We start from the raw sequence: 15,262 nt of genomic DNA on the forward strand, positions 1-15,262 counted from the left end.
GGGGGAGTGGTGTGCCCATTTGGGGCAAACACCACCCCAAATGGGCAAGATTCAGCCTCCACAAAGGTGAATTCAGGTTGATCAACACCCGATTCACCCTCAAATAGTGCATCCCGAACAAAGCGCGGCTCCAGACTCTCTTCTATGGCTTGTTGTCCAGAGGTTCCCTAACGATGGCGATGCGCCAGCCAGAACACAACCCATGCTACGACTTTGAATCAGACTTGGTCGACCACCCAACTCCCATGCTGGGGCGCATCGCTTACAGCATCGCTGGGTGTAGTGATTGATGTGATGACGATGGGCGCGGGCTACTGGAGCGAGGCCAACGCCAAGGCCCGCATGGTCCGAAAGATCAGAAGCAAGAAGGGCTCCAAGATCGACGCCCAGCGTAAGGCGATCGTGAGCCGGTGAATGGCCAGATCAAGGAAGGTAGAGGCCTGCGGCGTTTCCTGCTGCAGGGTCGGGAGAAGGTCGATGGTGAATGGCACTTGATCGCTGCCAGACACAACCTGCTCAAGTTGTTCCGGTTCAGGCGATCACAGCAGCTGGCGCTGGCGGCAACGACAGGATGAGGGGCACCGACCTTGGCAAGAGTGGCCAGCGCTGACTCAGACTCGCCTGAATGAACCTGCTCAGCAGAAGACCAGTGCAGCTGGAGTTCACCTCAGCCACGGTTCGTCGTGGCCAAAGACCCGCTGCTCTATTGGCAGCAAATTCTAAGGACCAGAAGGCCTGAAGCTGATCAAAGATCATCTTGCCGGACAGACCAGTTGCAGTCACTGGCAACTGTGCAGATTCAGGAGCGTCTGTGGAGAGGGCAGGGACTGCTCTGTGCGCGACAGGCTCCTAGAAATCACCGTAGCGGCTCCTTCTGTCGATGAACAACAGCCCCTACCTGATCGTTGGCATGCACCGCAGCGGTACCTCATTGCTGGCGCGGATGCTTGAACAGCTCGGCTTTGATCTCGGCGCCGATCCGTTGCCAGCGGACAGCGGCAATCCCGACGGCTACCACGAGGATCAGCCCGTAGTATCACTGAATCGGCAGCTGCTGCAGGCCGCCGTGCCTCACCAGCAACCGGCCTGGCCCGACTGGGGCTGGAGCAGTAGCGGCATCTTTCGCCCCGACGCCGCCGCTGAAGCTATTCGCCCCAAGGCTGCAGCCTACCTTGCGCAGCGAAGCCGCTCCGCTGGTGATCAGCTCTGGGGATGGAAGGATCCACGCACTACGCTTCTGTTGCCCTTCTGGCAATCGCTCAGCACAGGGGCGCGTGTAATCGGGATTTACCGCCAGCCCTGGGATGTGGCTGCTGCCCTCGCACGGGTGCGACCGCCCGTGTTCCTGGCCCACCCGGACTGGTGCCTGCCGATCTGGGAGCACTACAACCGCCGACTGCTCGAGGTGGCGTCACACTGGCCTGAGCGCTCCCTGCTGCTCAACAGTCAGGCCTTGGCTGAAGATCCCCAGCAGCTACCGACGCTGCTGAAGCAGCGCTGGAACCTCACGTTGCCAGATGTCGATCTCCGGCCGTTGGTTCGCAACGACAGGCTGGTCAGCCTCCCCCCCGGGGATCCCCTGGAGACGCTCCATCGAGCCGTGTTTCCCGAAACTTGCGCTGTCTTTGACGCCCTGCAACAGCAGGCCGATCTACCGCTACCAGTAACTGGCCACTGCGGGCAGACGAGCCTGAGGCTCAACCGATCCACAGATGCACCAACGCCCAGCCCTCCCAGGCTTGCTGTGATCGTGCCCACATACAACCAGGGGGACCTGCTACTGGAAGCAATCGCCAGTGTGGAACGCCACAGCGCACCCCTGCCCGCCGAGCAGCTCGAACTGCAGATCATCGACGATGGCAGCAGCGATCCGCGCAGTCGTCTCATCCTGCAACGTGTACATGAACTCGGATACCGGGTACTGCATCAGATCAACCGTGGCCTTTCTGCCGCTCGCAATGCTGGCCTGGGTGCCACCAGCGCTCCAGTGGTGCTGCCCCTGGACGATGACAACCACCTGCTGGCCGGCTATTTCTCCCATGGGCTACCACTGATCGAACAGCATCCCGAGCTGGCAGCCGTGTATGGTGATAGCCAGCATTTCGGCCTGGTTGAGGAGCTTTTCCGGCCAGGAGTGCCTAAGATAAATGACCTATGGTGCACCAATCGCATTGACGCCTGCGCACTGATCCGACGCGATTGGATCGAAACTTGCGGTGGCTACGATGAATTGCTGTCTCCACTAGCGGACTGGGATCTGTGGCTAGGCATCGTGCGTCGGGGTGGCAGGCTGGGCTATCTGGCGGAACCATGCTTTTCCTATCGGCATAGACCAGGTTCGATGCTCAAAAGCCATTCTGCCGACAAGCAACAGCACGAGGATTTAAAGACAATGATTCAACGCAAACACCCACTGCCAGCGACCGCAAACAGCCCAGATCAGACCAGTCTTAAAGTACATCTGTTCACGCAGATTTACGCTTCGAAAGACAAGGAAAAGCTTGATAGGCTCATCCAATGCCTAGAATACAACCTGGCCGTTGACGTCGTCAGCAAGATCACGGTACTGAACGAGGGGGTGCCGATCACCTCGAACAACGAGCGGATCAACGTGAAAAGAATTTATTCTCGGGCATCATTTTCAGATATCTTTCTCGCTATCAACGAGTACACCGATCCGAACGCGACGCATATCGCGATCGCGAATGGTGACATCATGCTATCTAGCGATATATCGAGATTACTCCCCAAGATCACGGTTGATAGCACTGTTGCCGCATTGACCCGCCATGAACTAGACGGGATACTGAAGTCGAATCCCTTCGAATCTCAAGACACCTGGATTTTCAAGAAGCACTCATTTCATTCCAGAGTGACGGACGGATCTCACATCAATCTGGGTATTGCAGGATGCGAGCACTTACTCGCCGCAACGCTTTACTTTAATGGATACAATATCTGGAACCCCTCGGCTGATTGCAAAACAATCCATAACGATCCAAATCCATCAAACGCCTACACAGATCGACTGTACGGATGTTACTTACTTTTGCCTACCTGCAAAGTTGACGACGTAGAGTCCAAGCAGCCTGAGTACCAGTTCATGCACAGAAGGAGCACAAGCTTCATTGGCACTAGGGCGAAAGCACAGGCGATCAATACGCCACCCCGCAAAGAGAGCATTCTTGTCGCCATCACCAACTACGACTTCAACCAAAATGCAGAAGCCTTAAAAGGATTCTTTGAGAAGCATTTTCCCACCATACTCATTGACTCATCATCTCCAACAAAGCCACAGCGCGCAGATATAGTCATTCCCAATAACTACTATCCAGGCCTTTGGAACCGCGCCACCCAAGAGGCTCTTGAAGGGGGCTATCAATGGCTCTTATTTATTGCTTCAGACGTTCAGGTTTTGGGTGCGAATATGCTCATTCATTGTATTCGCGAAGTGACTGCGAGAAATGATATCGCGGTATGGACTCCTTCACTGCGGCGCGATTCTCGATTTTACTATCAGAGCTGTGCTCACCATGCCACCTCTGGAATGCGGCAATGTGCCGTAGCAGAAGGCTTTTGCTTTCTTGCCAAGACCACAGCCCTCAATCAAGTCTATCCAGTTCCTCAGCAAATTCGATATGGCTGGGGCATCGATAGAGCCTTGTCATTTTGCGCACAATCTATTGGGCTTGTTGTTGTTGACGACAGAGTTCAGATCTTTCACCCGCAAAGCAAAGTTGATCATTCAATTGATTTGAACGCGGCCGATGCAGAAGGCATGAAGTATGTCAGTTCGTTTAAGTTCTCGCCGCCCATTCATCACAAGGCCGAGCAGCTTGAATCCTTGGCAAAAAGTGGGCGCCCAACTCCTTCCATTGATGAACAGCGATCATTAGACTTAGGCTGCGGAGGCCATCCCAATAATGTCTTTAATGCAACGCATCTGTGGGGAATTGACCTGCAAAACTCAAGCAAACGCACTAATATTAAAGTTTCTGATTTAGCAGTCGAGTCGATTCCCTTTGACGACTGTTATTTTGACTACGTCACGGCTTTTGACTTTATCGAGCACATTCCAAGAGTTATTTACTGTCCGCAAAGACGTTTTGCTTTTGTAGAATTAATGAACGAGATTTTTCGCGTTCTTAAGCCAGGCGCTCTATTTTTGTCACTGACACCCGCGTTCCCTAGACCCGAAGCATTTTCAGACCCTACACATGTAAACTTTATTACCGACAAAACATTTTTAAGTTACTTTTGCGAACCGCTATTATGGGGCAAGATGTATGGCTTTAGCGGAAAGTTTATACTGGAAAGCCAAATCCCAAAAGACGACGGCAAGCTGATGACATTGCTACGTGCCCATAAAGAACCATAGCACAGTGTCACCACGCATAGCAATACCCACTTAGCTCATCTTGCGATGATGAGATAGCCACCAACAAGCTGTTGTCCCACCTAGGAGTTTGTTGCCAATAGAGCAGCGAGCCCCTGGTCACGACGAATCCCGGTGAGGTGAGCTCTGAGGTCTACCTCTTCCGCTGAGCTGGTTCATTGGGGCGAGGTTGACTCAGTCCTGGCGGCATCGCCAGGGTCTCTACCCCTCATCCCGTCGCTGCTGCCCAGAGCTGCTGCTGTGATCGCCTGTACCGGAACAACTTGAGCAGGTTGTGGGTGGCAGCGATCAGATGCCATTCGCCGTCGACCTTCTCCAGGCCCCGCAAGAGAAACCGCCGCAGGCCCCGGCCTTCCTTGATCTGGCCGTTCACCGGCTCCACGATCGCTTTGCGCTGGGCGTAGATCCTGGATCCCTTCTTGCTTCTGATCTTGCGGGCCATGCGGGTTCTGGCGTCGGCATCTCTGGGCAGCGGTCCTCGCTGTGGCGGTGGCGGCTTCCCATGCGGCAGACGGCCGGTGGCGATGTAGGCGTCAATGCCAAGGCCCTCACAGTGACCTGCGTTGTCGTCGCTCCAGTAGCCCGCATCCATCGTCATCACGTCCGGCAGCTCACCGGCGCTGGCGGCGATCCGCTCCAGCATGGGCTCCAGGTGCTCCACGTCCGGTGGCTGGTTGCTGACGCCCACCGCCACGATCACCTGGTGGTCACTGTCGACCGCCAGCTGGCAGTTGTAGCCCTGCAGGTAGGTGCCGCCGGACTGCATGAGGTGGCTGTCGGAATCTGTGAGATTCCGTTGGGTCTTGGCCGTCGGTGTGCCGTCAGCCTTTCTCGCCAGACCACGCCTGGGCATCGCGTCAGAGGCGAGTGGCTCCAGATCTGGTGGCTCGAGGCCAGCGCTCTCGGCGGCCTCGATGGCTTTGTCCCCCGCCGCTACTGCCTTTGCCGCTGCGGCTTCCGCTTTCTTGTTCAGCTCGGCCTGCTCAGGGGCCGATGCATCCGATTCCTCGGCTGCGGTCGCTTTGGCGCTGGCCTTCTCGGCTTCCTCCTGCCGCTGCCGCGCTGCAGCTGCAGCGGTTTCCGCCTCCATCTCCTTGCGGGCCTGACGGATTTTTTCGAGGCGGCCCTGCTTGTGGCGCAGCTCATCGGGAAGTTCACTGCCCAGGTTTCCGTTGCCGTAGCGCCGGTCTTCCTGGGCATCGAGGATCTCGGCCTTGCGGATCAAGGCGTTGATCTCTTTCTCCAGTTCCTTCTCAGCCCTGAGCATCCGCTCGTGGCTCATGGCCATTGATGATTTCGGGACCCCACCAGCGCGGGCCTGACCCTGCTCATGGCGGACCTTCTCCAGTATGGGGTGGTGTCTTTCACAAGACCTGTCGGTCCGTGCGGTGGGGCAACCAGCCGGGGAGTCCCGTGACCTCATAGGAGTCCGACGTTCCCGTCCCGTCAATGGCCTGTCCGTCTGCCCGGTTGGTTGCACCCCCTCCCGTCCCCAGCAGCCATGAGCGCAGCGACAGCACATGTCCCCGAGATCAGCACTGGCCACGATGTGGTGGTCGGCATTGACACCCACAAACTCACGCACATGGCGGTGGCCCTGGGCGCCAATGGCGGCTGGCTGGGCAGCCTCAAGCTGGATGCCAAACGCAGTGGCTACCAGGAGCTGATCCGCTGGGCCGCAGCATTCGGCTCCAACCCGGTATTCGCCGTGGTGCCCGATGTCAACTACGTAGGCGGGTCGCGTCAATTACGTAGGCGGGTCCCCCCCTGCCACCCCCCTGCCATGGCAGGGGGGTGGCAGGGGGAAATCGGGTCCTTCCTGGTTCGGCCTTTCAGCGGTGGTCAGAGGGTTTCTGATCGGCGCCAGACGTGAATCCCATTGGCTGCTGCCCGTGCGTACCACCGCTGTCGCGGAGCGCACGGGCCGGCGGACCCCACAGTCCGCCGGCAGCGCGTAGCTCGCCACCGGCGGCTCTCGCCGTGGAGGGAACCGGTTGCTACGGCGCCGGGCTCTGCCGCGCCCTGCAGGCCGCAGGGATGGCAGTGGTGGAAGTGAACCGGCCGGATCGCTCCACGCGGCGGCGCATCGGTAAGGACGACACAATCGATGCGGAGGCCGCAGCACGGGCCTGTATCGCCGGAACGGCCAGCGTCATCCCCAAGGCGGGCGACGCTTTGGTCCGCCAAGATGACCCTGCGCATCCTGGCGCGCCGCATCCAGCAGCTGGATGAGGAGCTCAAGGAAACCGTCACGCAGCTGGATCGACTGACCATGCAGCTGTGCCCCGAGCTGCGGAACACCTACGGCGTGGGTGTGGACATCAGTGCCACCCTCGTTGTGGCGGTTGGCGACAACCAGGAACGGATGAAATCCGAGGCGTCATTCGCTGCCCTCTGTGGCGTCAATCCACTGCCCGCCAGTTCGGGCAAGGTGGTGCGGCACCGGCTGAACCGCAGCGGCAACCGCCAGGCCAACTGCGCCCTGCACCGCATCGTGATCTGCCGGCTGCAGCGGCATCAGCAGACCCGGGAGTACGTCGAACGACGCACGGCAGAAGGACGCTCGATGAAGGAGATCATCCGCTGCCTCAAGCGGTTCGTCGCCCGCGAGGTGTTTGGCATCCTGCGCGGCGGTCCCGCCGTTCGCACCGCAGCGGCCTGATCGCCAGCAGGATTGCTCCAGTAGCCCAGGCTCCCGGCCGGTGGTTCACTCCTCCACGGGGATCAGCACGTCGAGCACCTCGGACAGCAACGCCTGGCCGGGCTTCTCCGGCACGACCAGCACGACGGCTTTGGCCTCGATCACGTCGCTGTCGTCGGCCATGGCCTCGCCATCGGTCTCCCAGGTCTCCAGTGCCGCATCCAGCCAGCGGGCCTTGGTCTCCAGGAAGGCGATGGCATCGTCGGGGCTCCAGCGGGCATCGTTGCCGCGGCAGGGATAGCGCTGCAGGAGCTCGAGGATGCCGATCTCCTGCAGCTCCGGAGTGGCGGAGGGATCGCGCACCAGCACGGTGTCGGGATCGGTGGCGTTGTCGATCAGCTTTTGGGTGTCATCGCGATCGTCCTGCTCCTCCAGCTCCTGCCAATCCCTGAGATCGATGACCTTCTCCAGCAGGGCCTGCAATTCATCAATTGGCATCGGCAGCGCTGTTTTTGGCCTGGTGGGATGGGAGGCCAGCTGGATCAGGCCTTCTGCGGCATCGATGATCTGCACCAGCGACATGTGCTCAGCCACCAGGGTGAAAGTGGTCTCGGTCAATTCCTCGAGCGGCAAGCGCGGAGCATCCACAGGAGTATCTTGTGCTTGGAGGCATTGGCTTTCACCTTGGTGCCATCCAGCGCCACTTGCCCCAGGCTCACCATGCCGGCCTTCTGACACAAGCGCAGGATCTGCACAAACAGCTCCTCCAGGGCTCCGAGATGGCGGCGGCGGAAGTCGCTGATGCGGCTGTGGTCCGGCTGCTGGTTACCGGTCAGCACGCGGAAAGCCAGATCCTCGTAGCAGGCCCGCTCGATCTTCCTGGAGGAGACGATGCCCACGCAGTAGGCGTAAAGCAGCAGCATCGTCAACCGCTGCGCGGAAGCCTGCGGCTACATGCGTGGATCGAATCCCTTCTCTCCGCGGGGGTCCTTGGCCTGAGCGGGTACGAGGATCTCGGAGAGATCCAGCTCATCCACCAGGTCCAGCAGGAAATACACCTGGTGGTCTTCTGAGAGTCACTCACGCGGTGCCGGCGGCAGCAGGGTGGCCTGCTGCGGCTGCCAGGGGCGAAAGGTCTTGCGCTTCTGCATGTCCGAGTATATCGCCCAGAACCATTGCAGTCACTGGGATCTGGGCAGATTGATGGGCGACTGTGGAGAGACTGGGCGCTGATCTATTGGCAACAAACTCCTAGGAGCCTGTCGCGCATAGATCGTCGGACAGAATTCGAGCGCTTTTCCACCGGAATGGAAAGCCAGGCCGGAATCGAACTGAGACAGCAGTGAATTGATATCTTCGTGCTGGTTAACCAAGATCGCAAATGCTGCAACCAATCTCAAGAGCCAGGCGTCACCGAAGCAAGATTGCCTTTGAGACCATTCCGAGACCGGATTGGGCGTTGGCGCAGAGAGAGTTGGTTCGTTTTGCTCGAAACGACCTATGTGCAACAGGCTCCTAGCCAAGTATAGCGCGATGACAGCCATGCGCCGTTTCAGCCTTGGGCGCCAATCTCACAGAATCGCACTTCGTAATAAGTCTCACATCAAGGCGGGGTCTATGCGCAATAATAAATGCCATCCCGGCAATTTGCACATGGTCAAGCCTTCTTTTTACTGCGGAAGTCTAAATCAAAAACTTTTAAGTTCTGTAACGACAGCGCCAAGGCGGTGCCTTGAGATTGGCTGCGGGACGGGGCGACTTGGTCGAGCCCTTAAGGAACGCTTCCCTCGGCTATTTTATACAGGCGTAGATATATCACGCGAATCCCTATCCAAGGCATCTAAAGTTCTAGATCAAGTGATCGAGCTTGATGTTTCCAGCCTTAGCGAATACGAATTCTCAAAATATTTGGGCACAGATCCATTCGACTTGATCATACTTGGAGATATATTGGAACACTTACCTTCTCCCCATACGATTCTGCAAGGACTTCATCAAGTGTCGTGCAACTCAACGGAGCTTAAAGTATGCGTACCCAATGTAACTCACATTAGTGTTTTAGAGAGGCTGCTAACAGGAGATTTTGCCTATGATACGATGGGCATCTTGGATGATACCCACCTTCGCTTTTACTCCCCATCAGGGATGACCAAGCAGCTACTCGATACGGGCTGGCTGCCTGACATCGTAGATACCCACAAAAGCAAGATTTCGGATCAGCCCCATGTTCATAGCCTTATTCATGCAGCTTTTCAACTTGGGATTCCAGCCAAGAAGGCAGCATCATTAATGGCTACTGTGCAAGTTATATTTTCAGCCAATCGCTACGATCAGCCATTGGGTATCGAATCAGCCGACTGGCCTCGCATAACTGTCATTGTTCCAGTGAATAGGCAATGGCAATTTGAATTAAATATTGCTCGCTCACCGGGATTAAAGGAGATTGGAGCGGAGATTATCCCTATTTATGAATCCAACAGCGCCGCTGAAGCCTATGAGCTTGGAGCGCAGAGCGCATCGCATCCATGGAGACTTTTTGCACACCAAGACTTATACATACCGAAAGGCTGTGGATGGCTGATCACCAGGAAGATTCTTGAGATGGAACGTAACATGGCGCATGCTTGGCCCGCAGGCTTTGTAGGGGTAGAAAGCCATGGCGACGACTCATCAACGCTCAATACCGATACATTTAGAGGGATGATAGTTGACAGATCAAATTTGATGGCCTATGCACCCTCGTCAGCGGCTACTTCAATCGACCCACTTGGCGTTCTTTTACATCAAGATACACTCTGCCAAATTGATCCTGCTCTTGGGTGGCATCTCTGGACAACAGACCTTTGCCTACAAGCAGAGAAGCTCCATGGAAAACCATGCACAAACATTTTTTCAGTTCCGGTATTTCACAACTCTTTATTAGTTGAGGTGCCCCAATCTTGGCATTCATCGGCAAAGAAGTTGGCCGAGAAGTGGCCAGAAAAAAAAACCATACACACTCTATGCGGCGTCATCTCAAAGAAATCATGAGATTATTTCCTCGCCCTCCAAAGCCGCCGGCGTTCTTGAAGGCCAAGATGCGAAAGCATCCAAGAGCAATCAAGGCATCAACCCCCCTGAACCACAGAATTTTATTTTTACACTCACATAAAGGCACCTCTAAAAATCTCAATTCCCCGCGGACGAGCCGAGTGAGACTCGTCTCCTAGTCTGAGCTGCTTCGATCCGGAAGTCCCGGCAAGAGCGATTTTTCGAGGTGCCAATGATCGTTCTGCTTGAAATACCACTATAAATTGGCAGCTGCATAACTTCTCTTGGAAAATCAGTTCTTGGAGTACTTGTCGCCGCTAGCGGTGTCCATCGTTTTGTTGATTGCCTAGCATGTCAAAGATTGCTTTCCTACATGTCGGTCTTCACAAGACAGCCTCAACCTCATTTCAGCTCGCTTGTGCAGAGCAAAAGGATCTTCTGAATCAAGCCGGAATAGCATATCCAGTATTTACCTGCGAAGAAGCAAATCAGAGTTACATAGTCAATCACTCAATTCCCCTGTATTCGCTATTCTCATCTTCCCCTGAAAGCTATCACATAAATATAAGGTGGGGTATTCGTGACATTGAAGGCTGCAAGGCTTCTTACTCGCGGCAGCTTTCCAAGGCTCTTGACGAATCCGAATCCATAATTCTTAGTGGTGAGGATGTCTCGCTGTTATCAGCCAGGGAGCTTGAAAAGCTCGTTAAGTTTCTTTTGGATAAAGGTTTTCGGGTGGTTCCCTTTGGCCTAGTGCGATCACCATATGCTCACCTAAATTCTTCTCTGCAACAAAGAATAAAGATGGGATGGCATATTGACTGGATCTCCATAGGGATAATAGGCCATCAGATGACAGCGCTAAGCACACAAGTTACTACCTCAATCCTTGGAGATCAACAGCTTAATGTTGTGCCTCGCCTTCATGCTCTTATGCAGGTTTTTGGGGGCGCTATTGAGCTTAAGCCATTTTCCGAGGCCTTGGCATTTTCGAATTCGGATATGCAGGGACCCGTGGGTGCCTTGCTTGAAATTATTTCACTTGTTGTCCAGAAAAAGCTGGTGCTTCCAGCTACCAAGCTGCATAATCCATCAATATCGAATATATTTATTCGGATTCAGAATGAGATCAATAAATACCAGCCGTCCCTGAAGGGCAATTCGCTTAATGCCTCTCATTTTTCCGCACCAAAGCATTTGACTGGCCTTGGTGATAAGTTTCGCCTTACCGAGTTTGAGCTCGATATTGCGAGGGGTGCTTTAGATGCCATTGAGGATCGTTTTGGCAAAATATTAGGCGACTCATTCTTGGACAATTCCTTTCCCACGTCCAACCTAATTGGTGAAGGCGATCTGGTTCGCGTCATTATTGAAATGTGTCAACGCAACTCGTTTGCATTGGCTTCCCACAGGAAGTTACTTGGCCATCATCAATGGCTAATGGGGCAAAGTGTTGGGCTTTTAAAGTCCCTCGAGGATTAGTGGAGAGAGACGCGAATCTGGCCAGATTAGGTCGGAATGCTAAACTAAGTTGCTCAGATATTCCGACACAAGGACGGCAATCAGCTCTGCTTTGATGATTTCTTCCTCCCATTCGACGGGAAGCTCTCGGGAGACACACGCTAGTGTGGCGTCCTGCAAGTTCCTTAGATAATATCTCGGGTCGAGACTTTTTGCTGCTTCGAACAATATCCCTGCTTTACTGGGTGTGCACAGAGGTGGCACCACCCCGCAAGGCCCTGAACTTATGCAATGGACTTGCAGGACGCCACACTAGGTAGGGCCTCCTGAGAAAGTAAGAACCACCCCCAAGGCAACAATATGGGGAGGGCCGGCTGACCTCTGAGTGTTGCTCAGGCTGAAGCCGGTTGATTGCTCAGGAGTCGCTCCTCGCCTCTTCGGATGGATTCAGTGCCGATCAGTAGCTGAAACAAGAAGGCAAAAAGGACAAAAAGAAGCTCCAGCAGCTTCTCGAGGTTCATCACCAGTACAGCCAATGCAATGGCTGATCCTTGGGTGGCAGCCAGCTTCTCACGAATCAAACCCAATCCAAATCGCCGCTTCCCCTGCCCGATTTTGCCTTCGACCGCGTTACGTTGACGCTGATCATCAAGATACTGTCTCTTCTCTTCTGCCACAAGCTCAGGATCACTCTTGGGCCGACCAAGGCGAGGTCCACTCAGGCGAATCCCATGACGCTGGCAGAAAGCGCGGTTCGCTCAAGTCCGATAGATCTGATCGGCACAGATCACTTCTGGATAATGGCCATGCAGGCGGACGCGCTGCATGCCAACCGCCCTTTTTCCTCTACCTCGAGCAGCGGAGTGCTGACTTCCTGATCGCGGTGAAACACAGTCGCCGCAAGGGGTTTCAGGTGATCTCCGATCGGCTCACCTATGGCCGCAAAGCTCCATGGCAAGACAGCAGCCGTGAGCGCAAGCGCGGCCGTGACCTCACCTGGACCCTGCGAGGCATGCCAGCTCCCCCATGGGTGGCGGAGAACTGGCCGGGCAGCGCCACGATCCTGGCGGTGCGCTGCAAGGGCACCCGGGACGGTAAGGCCATCGAGGAGACCCGCTACTACGTCACAAGTCTCAGGACCACGGCCAAGACCCTGCTGCAGCACGTGAGAGATCGCTGGTCGATCGAGAACTCCTGGCACTGGCCCCGCGACACCCAGCTCAGGGAGGACGCGCACCGCTACCGCGAGGCCAACGGCGTGCAGATCCTGGCCACGCTCCGCAGCCTGGCCATGAATGCCCTGCGGCTGGATGGGTTCTGGTCGATCACGGAGGGTCTGGCCGCCCTGGCCCATGACATCCCTGGACTGCTGGCACTGCTGGGATGGCGAGATCCCACCCAGGCACTCAATTCTGCCTAACTTCTAATGAGCCCTGGGGCTGTCCCCTCAAGCTGCCAGTGCTGCTTTGAACCTGAACAACTTGTTGATGTTGTGGGTCAGGCACCAGAGCGCCCATTCACCGTTCACGTTGTCCAGGCCGCGCAGGAGAAAGCGGCGCAGCCCGCGGCATTCCTTGGTCTGACCAAAGACGGGCTCCACGATCGTCTTGCGCCTGGCGTAGATCTCGCGTCCTTTCTTGCAGCGCAGCTTGCGGTTCATCCGGCCCTTGGCATCCAGGTTTTTGGGGATGGGGCCACGGGTTGTCAAGCGACATCCGGAATTGGTCCTCCGGCGACACGAAATCTGGCCCACCCTGTGGGGCTCGAACCCCGGCTTGTTGACGCCGTAGCCGGCGCCGGTAGGTCTTGCTCATCAGTCGTTGGGGATGTGGATGGGGGTGGATCGGGAGGAACGGGATGCTCATGGGCTCCCTTCCTCCCCGGTGGCTGGGATGGTGCTCACCGCACTGCTGCTCCTGATCAGACCGGAGCGGCGTTTCTCACGCAGGCGGTAGCTGTCGCCCCGCACGGTCAGCACATGGCTGTGGTGCAACAGCCGATCGAGGATCGCGGTGGCAACGACCTGATCGCCGAACACCTCGCCCCACTCCATAACAGGGCGGTTGGAGGTGATCAGGACGCTGCCGCGCTCGTAGCGGCGGGAGATCAGCTGGAAGAACAGGTGTGCCGCATCGGGCTCCAGTGGCAGGTAGCCCAGCTCGTCAATGATCAGCAGCTTGCTCTTGCCGTACTGGCTCAGCCGGCTCTCCAGCGCCGTCTGGTTATGGGCCCGGGCGAGGGTGGAGATCAGCTCCATCGCCGAGACGTACTGAACGGTGTAGCCCTTGCTCACCGCCTCTCGGCCCAGAGCGACGGCCAGGTGGGTCTTGCCTACTCCAGGCGGGCCGAGCAGCAGCAGGGTGTCGCCGTTGGCCACCCAACGGCAGGTGGCAAGTTCCCGGATCTGGCCAGGATCCAGGGAAGGCTGGGCCTCGTACTCGAACCCCTCCAGGGTCCGCACGAACGGGAACTTGGCGATGCTCATCGCCATCGCGATTCGCCGCTGGTCCTTGCGAGCGATCTCCGCCGCACACAGCCAGGTCAACGCCTCGCGCAGGTTCAGCTCCTTGCGGGCCACTTCCTCAAGCAGGTTGTCGAGCTGATCTCGAATAGCGGTCAGTCGCAGGCGGCTGAGCATGTCGTCGAGATCCTCGATGGGGATAGGCGGCATCGTGGCCATCGGCTGCAGGCGACGATCCGGTTGCCCGGTTTTGGCAGGACTCATGCCGCCACCTCCTCGCCCACCTCGGCGGCATAGACCGCCAGGGAGCGGGCCAGTTCTGAGCTACGCATCACGCCGGTCCGCCGCCGCGTTCCGCCCCCACAGGGCGGGGACGTGGTGGAGGCGGACCCAACGCAGCTGGCGCCATCCGCTGAGGGCAGTGACCGTTCGGCCAAGTCCTGCTGCGGCGCTGGCACCAGGCCATCCCAGTGCCCCCGCAGCACGGAGCGATGACGCCGATTGGCCGCCACGCGCTCATGTCGGGCGACGACACGGCCGCCATGGCGGATCAGCACCTGCTGATCCCGCAGCAGAACACTCACCCGCTGCTTGAGCAGCTTCCAGGGGACGCTGTACCAGTTGCCCTCTACCTCGACGCAGGCGTCGTTGTGGACCACCCGCACCAGCTCCCGCTCCGCCAGGAACGACGGTTTATGAGTTTGCTGAAAAACCCCGTCAAGGGCCATTCAGCCCAGGAATGCCTGACTTCGAGCCCAGTGTTCACGGGCGCTGCGCCCGAAGGTCAGGCTCAAGGCATGACGGCGTCGGGGCTTTTTCAGCAAACTCTTATGGGGCAACGGCTGCAGGGCAGCCTCCTCCTCCCGCTGGAAACGCACCACCGGCTGTTCACCGGTCGTTCCGTGGATGCGAACGTCGGCCACCTCCCGGCTCCAGTGCTCCAGGTGCGCTTCCAGCGCCTCCCAGCTGGCGAACTCCCGGCCGGCCACTGCATTCGTCTTGACGTAGCCGACGCCGCGCTCGTCCTTTCCCTTGGTACGGGCCCGGTAGGGCCGGCAGGCTTTGGGACGGAATCCCCAGTAGCGGGCAAAGGCATCGAGGCGCTCGTTGAACACCAGCACCTGGCGAGCCGGATCGTGCTCCTTGACGGCCGCGTCCCTTTGCGTGGTGTAAAACCCGGGGCCCGAATGCCCTGATCAGAGGGTGAACAGGGTGGAATGACGGGCTGTCATTCCGGAGGTGCAGATGCGCCTCTTGCAGCCACGATGAATCG

The 15,262-nt window shown here is 57.2% G+C and carries 13 protein-coding genes and 2 pseudogenes; 7 read left to right on the top strand and 8 right to left on the bottom strand.

The window, feature by feature from the left end; genetic code table 11:
* The first annotated feature begins 410 nt into the window (after nucleotides 1-410).
* Together VB777_RS03495 and VB777_RS03500 are read left to right on the top strand one after the other, a co-directional pair.
* Entirely contained in the window at nucleotides 411-575 is a 165-nt protein-coding gene (locus VB777_RS03495; protein WP_416238302.1) for a transposase, read from the top strand.
* Between the two features lie 305 nt (nucleotides 576-880).
* Entirely contained in the window at nucleotides 881-4,378 is a 3,498-nt protein-coding gene (locus tag VB777_RS03500; RefSeq protein ID WP_323247139.1) for a glycosyltransferase, read from the top strand.
* 226 nt (nucleotides 4,379-4,604) lie between these two features.
* Here VB777_RS03500 and VB777_RS03505 read toward each other — a convergent pair whose 3' ends face one another.
* A complete protein-coding gene (locus tag VB777_RS03505; protein ID WP_323247141.1) occupies nucleotides 4,605-5,678 on the bottom strand; it encodes a transposase in 1,074 nt (357 codons plus the stop codon).
* 219 nt (nucleotides 5,679-5,897) lie between these two features.
* On the opposite strand from VB777_RS03505, the gene VB777_RS03510 reads away from it, so the two are divergent.
* Both VB777_RS03510 and VB777_RS03515 read left to right on the top strand, forming a co-directional pair.
* The gene (locus tag VB777_RS03510; RefSeq protein WP_323247143.1) at nucleotides 5,898-6,269 is read left to right on the top strand and encodes a hypothetical protein; all 372 of its coding nucleotides are present in this window, start codon (nucleotides 5,898-5,900) and stop codon (nucleotides 6,267-6,269) included.
* Between the two features lie 315 nt (nucleotides 6,270-6,584).
* A complete protein-coding gene (locus VB777_RS03515) occupies nucleotides 6,585-7,058 on the top strand; it encodes a transposase (protein ID WP_323247145.1) in 474 nt (157 codons plus the stop codon).
* 45 nt (nucleotides 7,059-7,103) lie between these two features.
* Here VB777_RS03515 and VB777_RS03520 read toward each other — a convergent pair whose 3' ends face one another.
* Nucleotides 7,104-7,655: a hypothetical protein gene (locus VB777_RS03520; protein ID WP_323247147.1), complete on the bottom strand. Its 552-nt coding sequence runs from the start codon at nucleotides 7,653-7,655 to the stop codon at nucleotides 7,104-7,106.
* The gene (locus VB777_RS03525; RefSeq protein ID WP_323247149.1) at nucleotides 7,652-7,966 is read right to left on the bottom strand and encodes a transposase; all 315 of its coding nucleotides are present in this window, start codon (nucleotides 7,964-7,966) and stop codon (nucleotides 7,652-7,654) included. The genes VB777_RS03520 and VB777_RS03525 overlap by 4 nt, the downstream gene beginning before the upstream one ends.
* Nucleotides 7,967-8,690: 724 nt before the next feature.
* Between VB777_RS03525 and VB777_RS03530 the strand changes: the two genes are divergently transcribed.
* Both VB777_RS03530 and VB777_RS03535 read left to right on the top strand, forming a co-directional pair.
* Nucleotides 8,691-10,067 (top strand): class I SAM-dependent methyltransferase, encoded by a 1,377-nt coding sequence (locus VB777_RS03530; protein WP_323247151.1) that lies wholly within the window; start codon nucleotides 8,691-8,693, stop codon nucleotides 10,065-10,067.
* A gap of 351 nt (nucleotides 10,068-10,418) precedes the next feature.
* Nucleotides 10,419-11,549 (top strand): hypothetical protein, encoded by a 1,131-nt coding sequence (locus VB777_RS03535; protein ID WP_323247153.1) that lies wholly within the window; start codon nucleotides 10,419-10,421, stop codon nucleotides 11,547-11,549.
* A 454-nt stretch (nucleotides 11,550-12,003) separates the two neighbouring features.
* Here the strand turns inward: VB777_RS03535 and VB777_RS03540 are convergent.
* A pseudogene (locus VB777_RS03540) lies at nucleotides 12,004-12,343 on the bottom strand (transposase); the annotation flags it as partial.
* On the opposite strand from VB777_RS03540, the gene VB777_RS03545 reads away from it, so the two are divergent.
* Nucleotides 12,322-12,948, top strand: a complete 627-nt coding sequence (locus VB777_RS03545) for an ISAs1 family transposase (RefSeq protein ID WP_323247161.1) — start codon at nucleotides 12,322-12,324, stop codon at nucleotides 12,946-12,948. The pseudogene VB777_RS03540 and the gene VB777_RS03545 overlap by 22 nt on opposite strands.
* A gap of 27 nt (nucleotides 12,949-12,975) precedes the next feature.
* Here VB777_RS03545 and VB777_RS03550 read toward each other — a convergent pair whose 3' ends face one another.
* The 4 genes and pseudogenes from VB777_RS03550 to VB777_RS03565 all read right to left on the bottom strand — a co-directional run.
* A complete protein-coding gene (locus VB777_RS03550; RefSeq protein WP_323247155.1) occupies nucleotides 12,976-13,281 on the bottom strand; it encodes a transposase in 306 nt (101 codons plus the stop codon).
* Between the two features lie 108 nt (nucleotides 13,282-13,389).
* Nucleotides 13,390-14,199 carry an IS21-like element helper ATPase IstB gene (istB, locus tag VB777_RS03555; protein WP_323247157.1) on the bottom strand — a complete coding sequence of 270 codons (810 nt, stop codon included), beginning with the start codon at nucleotides 14,197-14,199 and terminating at the stop codon, nucleotides 13,390-13,392.
* Nucleotides 14,200-14,249: 50 nt separating this feature from the next.
* The gene (locus tag VB777_RS03560) at nucleotides 14,250-14,717 is read right to left on the bottom strand and encodes a Mu transposase domain-containing protein (RefSeq protein ID WP_323247159.1); all 468 of its coding nucleotides are present in this window, start codon (nucleotides 14,715-14,717) and stop codon (nucleotides 14,250-14,252) included.
* Nucleotides 14,718-14,825: 108 nt separating this feature from the next.
* Nucleotides 14,826-15,143, bottom strand: a pseudogene (locus tag VB777_RS03565) (IS21 family transposase); the annotation flags it as partial.
* Between the last annotated feature and the right edge of the window lie 119 nt (nucleotides 15,144-15,262).

The sequence above is a fragment of the Synechococcus sp. CCY9202 genome, assembly GCF_034931685.1.
GTDB lineage: Bacteria > Cyanobacteriota > Cyanobacteriia > PCC-6307 > Cyanobiaceae > CBW1002.